This window comes from Micrococcus flavus (assembly GCF_014204815.1).
GTDB classification, from domain to species: Bacteria; Actinomycetota; Actinomycetes; order Actinomycetales; family Micrococcaceae; genus Micrococcus; species Micrococcus flavus.
Genome location: NZ_JACHMC010000001.1, coordinates 460,460 through 474,741, shown reverse-complemented (window position 1 = coordinate 474,741; position 14,282 = coordinate 460,460). Strand labels below are relative to the sequence as shown.

At 74.0% G+C, this 14,282-nt stretch carries 13 protein-coding genes and 1 tRNA gene; 7 read left to right on the top strand and 7 right to left on the bottom strand.

Annotation, left to right across the window (positions count from 1 at the left end; all coding sequences use genetic code 11):
* Nucleotides 1-12: 12 nt before the first annotated feature.
* Nucleotides 13-1,269, bottom strand: coding sequence for a cystathionine gamma-synthase (locus BJ976_RS02270; RefSeq protein ID WP_135028852.1), 1,257 nt, complete (start codon nucleotides 1,267-1,269; stop codon nucleotides 13-15).
* A gap of 37 nt (nucleotides 1,270-1,306) precedes the next feature.
* The gene (locus tag BJ976_RS02265; protein ID WP_135028929.1) at nucleotides 1,307-2,896 is read right to left on the bottom strand and encodes a pyridoxal-phosphate dependent enzyme; all 1,590 of its coding nucleotides are present in this window, start codon (nucleotides 2,894-2,896) and stop codon (nucleotides 1,307-1,309) included.
* 143 nt (nucleotides 2,897-3,039) lie between these two features.
* Here BJ976_RS02265 and BJ976_RS02260 point away from each other — a divergent pair, with 143 nt between their 5' ends.
* Nucleotides 3,040-4,038 carry a DNA glycosylase family protein gene (locus tag BJ976_RS02260; protein ID WP_135028854.1) on the top strand — a complete coding sequence of 333 codons (999 nt, stop codon included), beginning with the start codon at nucleotides 3,040-3,042 and terminating at the stop codon, nucleotides 4,036-4,038.
* Nucleotides 4,039-4,250: 212 nt separating this feature from the next.
* Nucleotides 4,251-4,709, top strand: coding sequence for a hypothetical protein (locus tag BJ976_RS02255; RefSeq protein WP_135028856.1), 459 nt, complete (start codon nucleotides 4,251-4,253; stop codon nucleotides 4,707-4,709).
* Between the two features lie 27 nt (nucleotides 4,710-4,736).
* Here the strand turns inward: BJ976_RS02255 and BJ976_RS02250 are convergent, their stop codons facing one another.
* Entirely contained in the window at nucleotides 4,737-6,539 is a 1,803-nt protein-coding gene (locus BJ976_RS02250; RefSeq protein ID WP_135028858.1) for an AMP-binding protein, read from the bottom strand.
* 184 nt (nucleotides 6,540-6,723) lie between these two features.
* Nucleotides 6,724-6,805 (bottom strand) — tRNA-Tyr (locus BJ976_RS02245).
* Nucleotides 6,806-6,992: 187 nt separating this feature from the next.
* On the opposite strand from BJ976_RS02245, the gene BJ976_RS02240 reads away from it, so the two are divergent.
* Nucleotides 6,993-7,481: a YajQ family cyclic di-GMP-binding protein gene (locus tag BJ976_RS02240; RefSeq protein ID WP_167736904.1), complete on the top strand. Its 489-nt coding sequence runs from the start codon at nucleotides 6,993-6,995 to the stop codon at nucleotides 7,479-7,481.
* 48 nt (nucleotides 7,482-7,529) lie between these two features.
* A complete protein-coding gene (locus BJ976_RS02235; RefSeq protein WP_135028860.1) occupies nucleotides 7,530-8,021 on the top strand; it encodes a hypothetical protein in 492 nt (163 codons plus the stop codon).
* Between the two features lie 47 nt (nucleotides 8,022-8,068).
* On the opposite strand, the gene BJ976_RS02230 is transcribed toward BJ976_RS02235, so the two are convergent.
* Nucleotides 8,069-9,364, bottom strand: a complete 1,296-nt coding sequence (locus BJ976_RS02230) for an MFS transporter (RefSeq protein WP_135028862.1) — start codon at nucleotides 9,362-9,364, stop codon at nucleotides 8,069-8,071.
* Nucleotides 9,365-9,394: 30 nt separating this feature from the next.
* The gene (locus tag BJ976_RS02225) at nucleotides 9,395-10,807 is read right to left on the bottom strand and encodes an FAD-dependent oxidoreductase (protein ID WP_135028864.1); all 1,413 of its coding nucleotides are present in this window, start codon (nucleotides 10,805-10,807) and stop codon (nucleotides 9,395-9,397) included.
* Nucleotides 10,808-11,010: 203 nt separating this feature from the next.
* Between BJ976_RS02225 and rarD the strand changes: the two genes are divergently transcribed.
* The 3 genes from rarD to BJ976_RS02210 are packed head-to-tail and all read left to right on the top strand — an operon-like array spanning nucleotide 11,011 to nucleotide 13,007.
* A complete protein-coding gene (rarD, locus tag BJ976_RS02220) occupies nucleotides 11,011-12,006 on the top strand; it encodes an EamA family transporter RarD (protein ID WP_135028866.1) in 996 nt (331 codons plus the stop codon).
* Between the two features lie 9 nt (nucleotides 12,007-12,015).
* The gene (locus BJ976_RS02215; protein WP_135028868.1) at nucleotides 12,016-12,504 is read left to right on the top strand and encodes a hypothetical protein; all 489 of its coding nucleotides are present in this window, start codon (nucleotides 12,016-12,018) and stop codon (nucleotides 12,502-12,504) included.
* Nucleotides 12,501-13,007, top strand: a complete 507-nt coding sequence (locus BJ976_RS02210; protein ID WP_135028870.1) for an HIT family protein — start codon at nucleotides 12,501-12,503, stop codon at nucleotides 13,005-13,007. The genes BJ976_RS02215 and BJ976_RS02210 overlap by 4 nt, the downstream gene beginning before the upstream one ends.
* A gap of 22 nt (nucleotides 13,008-13,029) precedes the next feature.
* Here the strand turns inward: BJ976_RS02210 and BJ976_RS02205 are convergent, their stop codons facing one another.
* Complete coding sequence (locus BJ976_RS02205) at nucleotides 13,030-14,268, bottom strand: SH3 domain-containing protein (protein ID WP_135028872.1); 1,239 nt, start codon at nucleotides 14,266-14,268, stop codon at nucleotides 13,030-13,032.
* Nucleotides 14,269-14,282 lie beyond the last annotated feature (14 nt).

Below are 14,282 nucleotides of genomic sequence, written 5' to 3'. Positions count from 1 at the left end.
ACCGAGGAGGGGTCAGAGCGAGCCGATGGCCCGGTCCAGGTCCGCGATCAGATCCGTGGCGTCCTCGATGCCCACGGACAGGCGCACGAGGTCGTTCGGGACGGCCAGCTCGGTGCCGGCCACGGAAGCATGGGTCATCTCCGCGGGGTAGTTCATCAGGGACTCGATGCCGCCGAGGGACTCGGCGAGCTGGAACAGGCGGGTGGCCTCGGCGACCCGCTTGGCCGCCGCGGCGCCGCCGGTGAACCGGACGGACACCATGCCGCCGAAGCCGCGCATCTGGGTCTTCGCCAGCTCGTGCCCGGGGTGGTCCGGCAGGCCCGGGTACAGCACCTGCGCGACGCCGGCCCGGCCGGTGAGCCACTCGGCGATCGCCTGGGCGTTGGCCTGGTGGCGGTCCATGCGCACGCCCAGGGTCTTGAGCCCCCGCGTGGTGAGGTACGCGTCGAACGGGCCGTTGACGGCGCCGGCCGCGAACTGCTGGAACTTCACCTTCTCGGCGAGCTCCGCGTCCGGGATCACGAGCGCACCGCCGATCACGTCCGAGTGCCCGCCGATGTACTTGGTGGTGGAGTGCACCACCACGTCCGCGCCGAGGGCGATCGGGTTCTGCAGGTACGGGGTGGCGAAGGTGTTGTCCACGACCAGCAGGGCGCCGTGGGCGTGAGCCACGTCCGCCACCGCGGCGATGTCGGAGACCTTCATCATGGGGTTGGAGGGGGTCTCCAGCCACACCATCACGGGCCCCTCCCCCGCGGCCTGCTCGACGGCGGCGGCCACCCGGTCCGCGTCCGCCATGTCCACCACGGCGTGCCGCACGCCCCACGGGGCGAGGACCTTCGAGATCAGCCGGTAGGAGCCGCCGTAGACGTCGTTGCCCATCACGATGGTCATGCCGGGCGCGCCGGCGCCCATGATGAGCGCGGTCTCGGCCGCCAGGCCGGAGGCGAACGTCAGGCCGGTGGCCCTCGGCGTGCCGTCCTCGTCCACTCCGGCCTCGAGGGCCGCGAGCTGCTCCTGGAGCGCGTCACGGGTGGGATTCGTGCCGCGGCCGTAGTCGTAGCCGCGGCGCAGCTCGCCGATGGCCGTGGGCGCGTAGGTGCTGGAGATGTGCAGCGGGGGCACCACAGCCCCGTACACCTCGTCCAGGTGCTGCCCGGCGTGGACGGCGCGGGTGGCGAAGCCCTGCTGGGGCCCGGAGGCGGCGTCGCCCGCCGCGGCGGCGGGGGCGGTGGGATGGGGCTGCTCGTTCACGTTCTGCTCGGTCACGAGGGGACCTCCTCGGGGTTCGGGGGCGGGGTGCGGGTCAGGCGGTCACGTAGGCCAGGACGTCGTGCAGCGTCACGACGCCCTGCACCACGCCGGCGTCCATGACCAGCAGGGTGCGCTCGTCCTGGAGGCGGCGGGCGGCGGCGCGCAGACCGGTGCGGGCGCCGACGCCGGGCAGCGCCGGCTCCATGGCCTCGCCCACCGGGGTCTCGCCGGTGATGCGCCCGGCCGCGAGCCCGGCGGCGAGCGCGGCGGCGGACACGGTGCCGCGCACCTCGCCCACGCGCAGGTCGTGGCGCGGCTCGGCGATCACCGGCAGGCCGTCCACGCCGTACCGGTTCAGGGTGGCGACGGCGTCCGCCACCGTCGTCTGCGGGGACGCGGTGACGAGGGTGGGCACGGAGCCGGGGAACAGGTCCTCCTTGTCCGCGAGCACGTCCGCGAGGGAGGCGTCCCAGCGGGAGCCGGCCGGCGTCGTCCTGGGGGCGGAAGCGTCCGCCACGGTGTGCTGCGTCTCCTCCCGCGCCTGCTCGAGCGCCTCGACGGGCGTGCCGGCACCGCCGACGGCGCCCTCGCGGCCGTCCCCGCCGTCCTGGGCGGCGGGCACGGCGGAGCGGGTGCGGCCGCGCGCCCAGCCGGGCAGCACGGTGGGCTGCTCGGCGTGGTGGAAGCCGCGCTCGTCCATCCACTCGTCGTTGAAGATCTTGGCCAGGTAGCCGCGGCCGGAGTCCGGGAGCACGATCACCATCACGTCGTCCGGGCCCAGGTCCTTCGCGACACGCAGGCCGGCCACCACGGCCAGGCCGGAGGAGCCGCCCACCAGCAGGCCCTCCTCCGCGGCGAGGCGGCGGGTCATGGCGAACGCCTCGTCGTCGGAGACGGCGATCACCTCGTCCGGCACGGACGGGTCGTAGTTGCCCACCCAGATGTCCTCGCCGACGCCCTCCACGAAGTACGGGCGGCCGGTGCCGCCGGAGTAGACGGAGCCCTCCGGGTCCGCGCCGATCACGCGCACGGGTCCGGAGGGACGGTCCGCCGAGACCTCCTTCAGGTACCGGCCGACTCCCGTGATGGTGCCGCCGGTGCCGGCGCCGATCACCACGTGGGTCACGCGCCCGGCGGTGTCCTGCCAGATCTCCGGGCCCGTGGTCTCGTAGTGCGAGTCCGGGGCGGCCGGGTTGAAGAACTGGTTGGGCTGGTAGGCGCCGGGGATCTCCTGCTCCAGGCGGTTCGCCACGCCGTAGTAGGACTCCTCCGAGGCCGGATCCACGGCGGTGGGGGTCACCACGATCTCCGCGCCGTACGCCGTGAGGACGTCGCGCTTCTCCTGGCCCACCTTGTCCGGGGTGACGAACACGGCCCGGTAGCCCTTCTGCTGGGCCACGAGCGCCAGGCCCACGCCGGTGTTGCCGGAGGTGGGCTCCACCACGGTGCCGCCGGGGGCCAGCTTCCCGTCCCGCTCCGCGGCCTCGACCATGCGCAGTGCGATGCGGTCCTTCACGGAGCCGCCGGGGTTCAGGTACTCCACCTTGACGAGCACGGTGGCCTGCACCCCCTCGGTCACACGGTTGAGCTTCACGAGCGGGGTGTGCCCGATCAGGTCGAGGACGGTCTGGGCGCAGCGCAGGTCGCCGGGGGCGGAGGAGGTCGTGTCAGTCACGGTGACCACGCTACGCGAGGGGGCGGACGCCGTGCCGGGCTCGGGACACCGGGGGCCATGTGGCGCCGGCCCGCGGTGCGGCGTCCGGGGCGCCGTGTACGGTGCGCCCCATGACCGACCCCGACGCCGCGCGCCTGCTGGAGCCCCCCGGGCCCGTGGACGTGGCGCTCACCCTGCGCCCCCTGCAGCGCGGCGCGGCGGACCCCACGGTACGGGCGGCCCCGGAGGGCGTGTGGCTGACCCGCCGGGAGCCGGACGGGCGTGGCCGGACCCTGCCCGCCACGCTGCTGGTCTCCCCGCAGGCCGGCGGGCGGGTCCTGGCGCGCGCGTGGGGCCCGGGCGCGGCGCTCGCGGCGGCCCGAGCAGACCTCCTGCTGGGCCTGCACGACGACGGCTGGGCCGCCTTCGACACGCTGCTCGCCCCCGACTCGGGCCGGCCCGTCCTCCCCTGGCACGTGCGGGAGGCCCGGCGACGCCGGCCGGGCCTGCGCCTGCCGGCCGGCGGCCAGCTGGCCCGCCAGCTCATGACGGTGGTGCTCGAGCAGAAGGTCACCCACGACCAGGCGCGGCACGGCTGGCGCACCCTCGTGCGCCTGTCCCACCGGATCGACGACGCCACGCCGCCCGGCCCCGCCCCGGCGGGCATGCTCCTGCCGCCGACCCCGGACGCGGTGCTGCGCGTGCCGTCCTGGGACTGGCATGCGCGCGCCTGGGTGCAGCCCGCCCAGTCGAGGGCGGTGCTGGAGGTGGCCCGCCGCGCGTCGACCCTGGACCGCCTCGGCGAGGCGACGCCGCCGGGGGACGCGGCCGCGGCCGCCCGGCTGGCCCGGATGCTGCTGCGGGTGCCCGGGATCGGGCCGTGGACGGCGGCCGAGGCCCTGCAGCGCAGCCACGGCGCCGCGGACATCGTGTCCGTGGGCGACTACCACCTGGCGCAGTTCGTGGGGCAGGTGCTCACGGGTCGGCGCACGGACGACGCCGGCATGCTGCGGCTGCTGGCGCCCTGGGCAGGGCACCGTCAGCGGGTGGTGCGGCTGATCGGGCTCTCGGGTGAGCGGAAGCAGGCGTTCGGACCGAAGCTGACCCCGGCCGACCACCGGCGGATCTGACGCCGGGCCACGGGGCTGCCAGGCCGGCGTCGCAAGACCGACGGCTCCTGCACAGGCGACGGCCGGGTCCCGGCCGTCCCCCGGCAACGATCCGCCACCTGCGGACCGGTGCCCACTCCGGGAACGTGGACCACGGCCGTCCCGACCGGGGCGGCCGCCACCCCGCCCGCCGGACCCGACGGGTCCGGCGTCGAGTCTTACGGAGGACAGCCATGACCGCACAGCACCACCCCGCCCCCACCGCCGACGCCGCCGAGCCCCACGGGCCGGGGACGCCCGCCACGCTGCGCCCGGGCGAGCGCGGCTCCGTGCTCGTGCTCTCGCCGCCCGGCTCCGCCGAGGAGGGCATGGCCCACGCGGTCGCGTGGATCACCGCGTTCGAGCAGGACTGCGGCCTGGTGTTGGACCCGGACGCCACGAGCCTGTACGCCGTGGCGGAGATGTCCGGGCTCGTCCTCGAGGAGCCGGACGAGACGGACGAGGGGATCGCCGCGCACCTGGACTTCGTGTGGGCGGACGGGGTGTGGCACCACCGGGGCACCTGTCCGGCGGCACCGGAGGGCTCGTCCGCGAACACGTGGGCCTGGCACGTGCACCGCCTGCAGCGGGCGGCCGCGCCGGGCAGCCTGGGGACGGTGTGGGACGTGTACCCGCTGCCGGCCGCGTGCTGAGCCCCTCTGCCGGGTCGCGCCGGAGGATCAGCCGGCGCCGCCCCCGCCGGACCGCCCGGCGAGCTCGGCGGCGGCCTCCTCCCGCAGCCCCACCTTGCGGACCTTGCCGGAGACGGTCATGGGGAACGCGCTGAGGAGCTTCACGTGGCGGGGGACCTTGTAGTGGGCGATCCGCCCGTCGGCGAACTCCTTCAGGTCCTCCGCCGTGAGGGCGGCGGCGCCCGGCTTCAGGATGATGCAGGCCATCAGCTCCTCGCCGTACCGCTCGTCCGGGACGCCGATCACCTGGACGTCCTGGATGTCGGGGTGGCGGTAGAGGAACTCCTCCACCTCGCGCGGGGAGATGTTCTCCCCACCGCGGATGATCAGGTCCTTGATGCGCCCCTCGATGCGCACGTAGCCGTCCTCGTCCATCGAGGCGAGGTCTCCGGAGTGCATCCAGCCGTCCTCGTCGATCACGGCCGCGGTGCGCTCGGGCTCCTCCCAGTACCCGGACATCACGGAGTAGCCGCGGGTGCAGAGCTCACCGGTGGCGCCGCGGCGCACGGGCTCACCCGTGGCCGGGTCGACGATCTTCGTCTCCACGTGCGGCATGGACCGTCCGACGGTCTGCGTGCGCCGTTCGAGCGAGTCGTCCGCCCGGGTCATGGTGGACACCGGCGCGGTCTCGGTCATGCCGTAGCAGATGGCCACCTCGGCCATGTGGAGGCGTTCGATGACCTGCTCCATCACCTCCACGGGGCACGTGGAGCCGGCCATCACGCCGGTGCGCAGCGTGGAGAGGTCGAGGTCGGCCACCTCCGGCCGGGCCAGCATGGCGATGAACATGGTGGGCACGCCGTAGAGGCTCGTCGCGCCGGTCTCCGTGACCGCCCGCAGGGCCGCGGCGGGGTCGAAGGAGCGCGAGGGGAGGATCGAGGCCGTGCCGTGGGAGACGGCGGCGATCAGGCCGATCACCATGCCGAAGCAGTGGAAGAACGGCACGGGGATCACCACCCCGTCCTCGTCCGTGTAGCGCAGCAGCTCGCCGATGTGGAAGCCGTTGTTGAGCACGTTGCGGTGGGTCAGGGTCACCCCCTTGGGGAAGCCGGTGGTGCCGGACGTGTACTGCAGGTTGACCGGGTCGTCCGGACCGCCCTCCGCCTCGCGCGCGGCCAGCTCGGCGTCGCTGATCTCGGCGCCGGCGGCCAGGAAGGCCGCCCAGCCGATCTCGGCCACCGGCTCGCCCGCGCGGCCGGCGACGACGGCGTCCCCGCCCGCCGCCGCCCCCTCGGGCGCGACCGGGGCCGGCCCGCCGACCGGCACGGCATCCGCGTCCGCGTCCGCGTCCGCGGGCAGGAGGATCAGCTGCCGCAGCGCGGGGGCGCCCTCCCGGGCCACCTGCCGGGCGATCTGCGGCGGGTCCGTGCGCGCATCCGGGCAGGCGACGACGAGGCCGCGCATGGTGCACTGCTCCACCACGTAGGTGAGCTCGTGCGCCCGGTAGGCGGGGTTGAGGTTGACCAGGATGACCCCGGCCCGCGCGGCGCCGTAGAGCAGGGTGGCCCACTCGGCCACGTTGGGGCTCCACATGCCCAGTCGGTCGCCGCGCTCGTAGCCGGCGGCGATCAGCGCCTTGGCCACGCGTCGTGACTCGTCCGCGAGCTGGGCGTACGTCCACCGCCTGCCGGTGACGCGCTCGTCGAGGGCCACGGCGCCCGGGAACCGCTCGGCGGTGGCGTCCAGGTTCTGGGCGAGCGTCTGGTCCAGCAGGTCGATGTCCTGCGGACCGGCGGTGTAGGACTCGGCAGCGGACACGTCGGTGGTGGACGCGTCGGGGGTGGGGCTCACGGTGATCTCCTGGTCGTCCGGTGGCAGGCGGCCGGACCCCCTCCGTGTGGCGCGGATCACAGCCGGTGACTGTCCGAGAACTTACCCGAGACGACCCTCCGCGCCCAGCCCCTCCCCGGGATCAGACGCCCCGGGCATGCGGAAGGCCCCGGGACCGTGTCCGGTCCCGGGGCCTTCGCTCCCGTGGCAGATGAGGGATTCGAACCCCCGTAGGCAATGCCAGCTGATTTACAGTCAGCCCCCTTTGGCCGCTCGGGTAATCTGCCGGGCCGCCGCGTCGGCGATGCATGTGGGATCACACGGTCAACCGATCAGGCGAGAGTCGACTGTACAGCACTCCCGCGCCCGGCCGCCACTCGCGGCGGCGGTGACCGTCGCGGAGCCCTCCGCCCGGGCCCGTCGTGCCGGATAGGCTGGCCGGAGCATTCCGAGCCCCGAGACCCAGGAGGACCCATGGCCAGCGATTCCACGTTCGACGTCGTCAGCAAGGTGGACAAGCAGGAGGTGTCCAACGCCCTGAACCAGGCGCAGAAGGAGATCGCCCAGCGCTACGACTTCAAGGGCGTCGGCGCCGAGATCGACTTCTCCGGGGAGAAGATCCTCATGAAGGCCTCCTCCGAGGAGCGCGTGAAGGCTGTGCTGGACGTGTTCGAGTCCAAGCTGGTCAAGCGCGGCATCTCCCTGAAGTCCCTCGACGCGGGCGAGCCCTACGCCTCCGGCAAGGAGACCCGTCTGGAGGCCTCCATCAAGGAGGGCATCGACCAGCCCACCGCCAAGAAGATCACCAAGCTGATCCGGGACGAGGGCCCCAAGTCCGTCAAGGCCCAGATCCAGGGCGACGAGCTGCGCGTGTCCTCGAAGTCCCGCGACGATCTGCAGGAGGTCATCGCGATGCTCAAGAAGTTCGAGGACGCCGACCTGCAGTTCATCAACTTCCGCTGATCCGCCCCCCGCGTCCGCCCGGCGGGCGCAGCCGACCGAGGAGTCCGCATGCTCTATCTGATCGACCCGCGCGGCGCCGTGTGGCAGTCCGACTACACGCTCGCCCGGGCCGTGGCCCGGCAGCGCGTGGACGGCCGACCCGTGGACGACGTGCCCCTGACCACGGCCCGCCTCGAGATCGACCCCGCCGACGCCCTGGACCTGGCCCTGCGCCACGGCCTGGCCGCCCCGCGCGGGATCCTGCTGGACGGCAGCTGGGTCAGCCAGGTGCTCAAGCCCGCCACGCTCAAGGCCCAGCGCTCGAACCAGGACGCCACCGCGGCGCAGCTCGAGCCCGTCGAGCGGTACACCGAGGACGAGCCGGTCAAGCGCCACCACCGCGACGTGGTCCGCGAGGGCGCCCCGCGCGCCCTGGACAAGCGGATCGAGCAGGCCGAGAAGGACGCCCGCGAGGCCCTCCAGGCCGCTCCGCGCCGCGAGCTGCTCGCCCACTGGCGCGGCCTGGGCGGCACGCTGCCGGAGACGATCGACGCCGAGTGACCCGCCGCTGACGGCCGCGCCGTCCGCCGAGGAGCCCCGCCCCCCGCTCAGGGGGTGGGGCTCCTCGCGTCATAGCGGAGGAAGTCGGGGTGCCGGGACATCAGCAGGACGACGCCGACCACGCACAGCGCTCCACCGACCACCAGGGTGAGGCCCTCCCCCAGGACCAGCGAGGCCGAGCCGGTCACCATCTCGCCCACGCGGGGGCCGCCGGCCACCACCACGATGAACACCCCCTGCAGCCGCCCGCGCAGCCGGTCCGGGGTCGCGGACTGCAGGATCGTGCTGCGGAAGACCCCGGAGACGGAGTCCGCCGCGCCGCCCACCATGAGGCAGCCGATGCCGACGGCGAGCGCCAGGGCCAGGCGCGGGTCGCCGTCGGGCAGCGTGGACGCCCACCACACGACGCCGCCGAAGGCCGCCACGGAGGCGCCCCACACGCCGATCGCCACGGCCACGCCCCAGCCGTGCGCGTGCAGCCGGGTGAAGGACCCGGAGAACAGCCCGGCCAGGAACGACCCGGCGGCCATCCCCGCCAGGAGCAGCCCGACGGCGGACTCGCCCCCGTCGAGGATCGGCCCGCCGACGGCCGGCAGCAGCGCCCGCGGGAATGCGGTGGCCATGGCCACGATGTCCGCGACGAACGTCATGCGCAGGTTCGGTCGGGTGGCCAGGAAGCGCAGCCCCTCCACCACGGAGGCCAGCCCCACCCGGCCCGTCGGCGCGGGCGCGCCGTCCCCGGCACCCGGGGGCAGGGCGGGCAGCCGCCACAGGGCGTACAGCGCGGCCAGGAACGTGACCACGTCGATCGAGTACGTCCACGCATACCCCACGGAGGCCACGAGCACCCCGCCCAGCACGGGGCCGACCATCATGGCCACCGAGAACGTGAGCATGGCGAGGGCGTTGGCCGCCGGCAGCAGGGCCGGGCCCACGAGCGCGGGGATGATGGCGCCGCGGGTGGGCTGGTTGATGCCGGACGCCGCCGAGTGCAGTGCCGTCAGGGCGTACAGGAGCGCCACGGACTCGATCCCCGCCCACGCGTGCGCGGCGATGCCGCCGACGGTCAGCCACATCACGGTGGAGGAGGCCAGGGCCACCCGACGGCGGTCGTACCGGTCCGCCACCGCCCCGCCGTACAGTCCGGCCACCACCAGCGGCACCAGCGCCGCCAGGCCCAGCAGGCCCACCGCGAAGGACGATCCGGTGAGGGCGAACACCTCGAGGCTGACGGCCACCAGGGTCAGCTGCGTCCCCACCGAGGCCAGCACGTTCCCCAGCCACAGCCGTCGGAACTCCGGCGACCGTCGCAGTGGGGTGAGGTCGATCAGCAGGCGGGCCACCGGAGCACTCTATGCGGCCCGCCGGACGGATCAGGCCAGGCCGGCGCCCGCACGGGAGATGCGGGTCATCTCCTCGCGGTCCACGACCTTCACACGCTCGCGCTCCACCGGGCCGGCCTGCGTGGCGGCGGCGCCGAGGGACCTCTCGTGCGCGTCCAGGGCCTGCCAGCCCTCCCACGTGGTGTACTCCACGCCGCGCTCGGTCAGCAGATCCAGGATCGCGTCCTCGGACGGGTCCTGGGCAGTGTAGAGGCCGGGCTCGTCCTCGATCAGGTGCTTGATCGTCTCGAGCGAGTCGCCCTTCGTGGAGCCGATCAGGCCCACGGGGCCGCGCTTGATCCAGCCCGAGGTGTAGAGGCCCGGCACGGGCTGCCCCTGCGCGTTGAGCACGCGGCCCTCGGCGTTGGGGATGACGCCGCGGACGTCGTCAAACTCCACGCCCTCGACGGGCGAGCCGAAGTAGCCCACCGCGCGGTAGACGGCCTGCACGTCGTAGTCCACGGTGTCGTCCGTGGCGGTGATGCCGCCCTGGCCGTCCAGCTCCATGCGGCGCATGCGGAGCTTGTCCAGGCGGCCGTCGCCGTCCTCGTCCAGGAACGCCTCGGGCGCCTGGAGGAAGTGCAGGTGCAGGCGGCGGGAGGCCTGCTCGGTGCGGTCCTCCTGCTCCATGAGCCAGTTGGTCAGCGTGCCGACCATGGTCCGGACCTGGTTGTTCTCCTCGATGGCCTGCTCGGAGGCGGCGTCGAAGTCGAAGTCCTCCTCGTAGAGCACGATGTCCACGTCGCGGGAGTGGGCCAGCTCGCGCAGCTCGAGCGGGGTGAACTTGATCTGGGCGGGGCCGCGGCGGCCGAACACGTGCACGTCCGTCACGGGCGAGGCCTTCAGCGCCTGGTACACGTTGTCCGGGATCTCGGTGACCAGCAGGTCGTCCGCGTGCTTGGAGAGGATGCGGGCGACGTCCAGGGCCACGTTGCCGTTGCCGATCACGGCCACGGACTGCGCATCCAGCGTCCACTCGCGCGGCACGTCGGGGTGGCCGTCGTACCAGGAGGCGAAGTCGGCGCCGCCGAAGGAGCCCTCCAGCTCGACGCCGGGCACGTCCAGCTCCGCGTCCTTGACGGCGCCGGTGGTGAAGACGACGACGTCGTAGAGCCGCCGCAGGTCCTCGAGGGACACCGTGGTGCCCACGTCCACGTTGCCGAGGAAGCGGATGTCCCCGCGGTCCATGACCTTGTGCAGGGCGTTCACGATGCCCTTGATGCGCGGGTGGTCCGGGGCCACGCCGTAGCGGATCAGGCCGAACGGGGCCGGGTAGCGGTCGAACAGGTCGATGCTGACCCGGAAGTCCCGCTCCTCCTTGGTGAGGATGTCCGCGGTGTAGACGCCGGCGGGGCCGGCGCCGACGACGGCGATGCGCAGCGGGCGGTCAGGGCGTTCGGTCACGGCGGGGGGTCCTTCCAACGGCGGTCGGGGAGGCAGGACGCGGCGGGCGCGCGACGCCGGGGCGCGGGGCCGCGCGGGGGCCCGTCCGTTCCTGGGATTCAGCCCCCGAGTCTACCCGCGCGCCCGCGCGGGCCGCCGTGAGTCCGCTCACCGCGGAGGGGCGGGCCCCCGGGCGTGGACGTCCCGGGGCCTACCCTGATCGGGTGACCCGCCGCGCCTCCGCCCCCACACCCTCCTCCCCGGACACCGGGGCCCTGCCCACCGTCCGCGCCGCGGCGGAGTCCTCCTCCCCCCGCGGCCTGGCCCACGGCTTCGGCGCCTACCTGATCTGGGGTCTGCTGCCGCTCTACATGGCGGCCCTGGACCCGGCCTCCGCGGTGGAGATCGTGGTGGTGCGGATCGGGTTCTCGCTGCTGTTCTGCCTGGTCCTGCTGCTGCTCATGCGCCGCCTGCCCGAGCTCGTCACCGCGCTGCGGACGCCGGTCCGCTGGGGCACCACGGCACTGGCCGCCGCCCTGATCGCGGCGAACTGGCTGCTCTACGCCCTCTCGGTCACCAGCGGGAACGTCCTCCAGGCCTCGCTGGGCTACTTCATGAACCCGCTCGTGAACGTGCTGCTCGGCGTGGTGTTCCTCGGCGAGCGCCTGCGCCGCGGCCAGTGGGCCGCGGTGGGGATCGCGGTGGTCGCCGTCGTCGTGATGTCCGCGGCGCTGGGGCAGGTGCCGTGGATCTCGCTGGGGCTCGCGTCCTCGTTCGGGCTGTACGGATTCGTGAAGAAGCGCTTCCCCGTGCCGGTGCACCCGGTGACCACCATGACGGCGGAGACCGCGGTGCTCACCCCCGTGTTCGTCGTCGGCACGGTGCTGCTGGCGCGCGCCGGCGCGCTGACCACGGTGACGGAGGGCCCCGGCCACTTCTGGCTCATGGCCGCCTCCGGCATCCTGACGGCGCTGCCCCTGATCCTGTTCTCCGCGGCCGCCAAGGAGCTCACGCTCACCACGCTCGGCATGCTGCAGTACGTGGCCCCGATGCTGCAGTTCCTCGTGGCCGTCCTGGTGCTCGGCGAGCACATGCCCGCCGCCCGGTGGATCGGCTTCGGGCTGATCTGGACCTCCCTGGCCGTGTTCACGCTGGACCAGCTCCGGGAGGGCCGGGTGCGCCGTCGGGCGGACCGGGCCGGGCGGCGGGCCGCCGCCTAGACTGACGCCATGCCCCCCAAGCCCCCCGCCCCCGTGTACCTGCCCGCGTTCCAGAAGCTCGTGCCGGACCTGCTGGGCGAGCCCTGGCAGGAGGACGACGGCCTGACCGACGCCGAGATCGACGCGCGCCTGGCCGCCGCCCCCGCCGCCGGCCAGCTGGGCGGGGAGCTCGTGCTCCCCACCGCGCTGCGGGAGTTCTACCGGGCCCTGGGCAACTGCGGCGACCTGCTGGAGACGGACCACTACGTGTGGGACCCGGACGACCTCGAGGTCAGGGACGGGTTCCTGATGTTCCTCGAGGACGCCGGGGAGACCGTGGTGTGGGGCCTGCCGGTGGAGAACCTGTCCCTGCCGGACCCGCTGGTGCACCGCCGCTCCACGGGCGCCGAGGCCGAGGAGGGCACGTGGGAGGACGAGGGCGGCACGTTCAGCGAGTTCGTCACGGACCTGCTGGTGTGGACCTTCGAGGCGGACGACGACGGGGCCGCGGACCGATGACCGCTCCGGCCGGCCCCTCTGCACGGATCTCCCACGCCCCCGAGGGCTACGTGTGCCCGTTCTGCGGGCTCGTGGCCGGGGACACCGCCGACCCGGGCAACCGCTGCGAGCCCGCGGACACGGTGTACCAGGACGAGGACGTGATCGTGCTGATCGCCGTGGACGGCTTCGGGGACCACGAGGGCCATGCCATGGTGTGCCCGGCCGAGCACTACGAGAACCTCTACGACCTGCCCTCCCGGGTGCTGCAGCGCATCGCCCTGACCGCCAAGCAGGTGGCCCTGGCCATGAAGGAGGCGTGGGCGCCGGACGGGGTCTCCACCCGCCAGCACAACGAGCCCGCCGGCAACCAGCACGTGTGGCACTACCACCTGCACGTCTTCCCCCGCTACGAGGACGACCTGCTCTACCGGCAGCTGCGCCACGCCGTGGCGCCCGAGGTCCGAGCCGCGAAGGCGCGCGAGCTCGCCGCCGTCCTGGACATGGGGCCCACCCGGATCTGAGGCCGGGCGGGGCGCAGGGGGCTCAGCGCCGCCGCGTGACGCCGGCCGCGTCCAGCGAGGCCTGCAGGACGCCCGCGAGGTCGTAGTCGTGATGGCCGAGCCCCGGGAGGACGTCGAGCCGGGCCCGCGTGAAGCCCCGGTCGGCGTAGAACCGGTGACCCGCCGTCGCCGCACCCAGCGCCGACCACGTCTGCGGGTAGGTCTCGCCCGCGGTGTCCTCCGAGCCCACCACCCAGGTGGCCCGCAGGGCGCGGAAGGCGGGGGTCAGGCGGGTCTCGCTGTACGTGGCCGGGACGCCGCCGCCAGCCAGGATCACGGCGCCGCCGCCGGCGAACCCCCACGCGTCCTGCTCCTGCGCCATGAGGCTGATGGTGATGATCTCCGCGCCGCCGGAGTAGCCGTAGAGCCACTGCCGGTCCGCGGCCAGCCGGTACGTGCGCGTCATGTGCGCCGCGAACGCGCGGAAGTACGCGGAGGTCCGGGCCTTGTCCTTCCACCACGTGTACCCGAGGCCGGTGCGGTAGACGTCCGGGGTGTCGACAGCGATGCACACCAGGTTGCGGCGGTTCGCCTCGGCCGCGATGTCCGCGAGGGGGGCGGCGGTGGGGTTGTGCATCCGGGACGTCGACCGGGTGAAGTAGTCGCCGTCGAGGTAGAACAGCACTCCGACCGGCGTCGACCAGTCGATGCCGTCCGCCCACACGTGGTAGACGGAGGACTGGTCGCCGGACGTGAAGGTCCGGTGCAGCACGGTGGAGGCCGTCAGGCGCGTGTCCGCCGCCGCCGTCGTCGCCAGGGGCCGGAGGTAGTCGTCCGCGATCCAGCCGGTCCGCCCCTGCCACTGGACCTCGACCCAGGCACCGGAGACCCGGCCCGTGCGTGCCACGGACTCCCCCGCAGGGACCACGACGATCCGGGCGGCGGACCAGGACGGGGTGGCCCGCAGCCACACGTGCAGGGTGGTCTCGTCCGTGGGCGTGGCCGCGCCCGCGGCCGGGACGAGGTAGATGCTCGCCACCCAGCCGGTGCGCCCGAGGTGCACGACCTCGTTCCAGCCGCCGCTCGTGCGGCCCGTCAGGGACACGAGGGCCCCCTGCGGGATCACGTGCAGTCGGACCGCGCCCCATGTCGGGGTGGCCCGGAGGTACACGGCGAGGGTGACCTCCGCCGACATGGCGGCGGAGGCGGCGGCGGGCAGGGCGGCGGCGCAAGCGACGGCGGCGGCCCCGGTGATGAGCGAACGGCGGGAGGGGAGGGTCATCGTCGGGGCCCTTT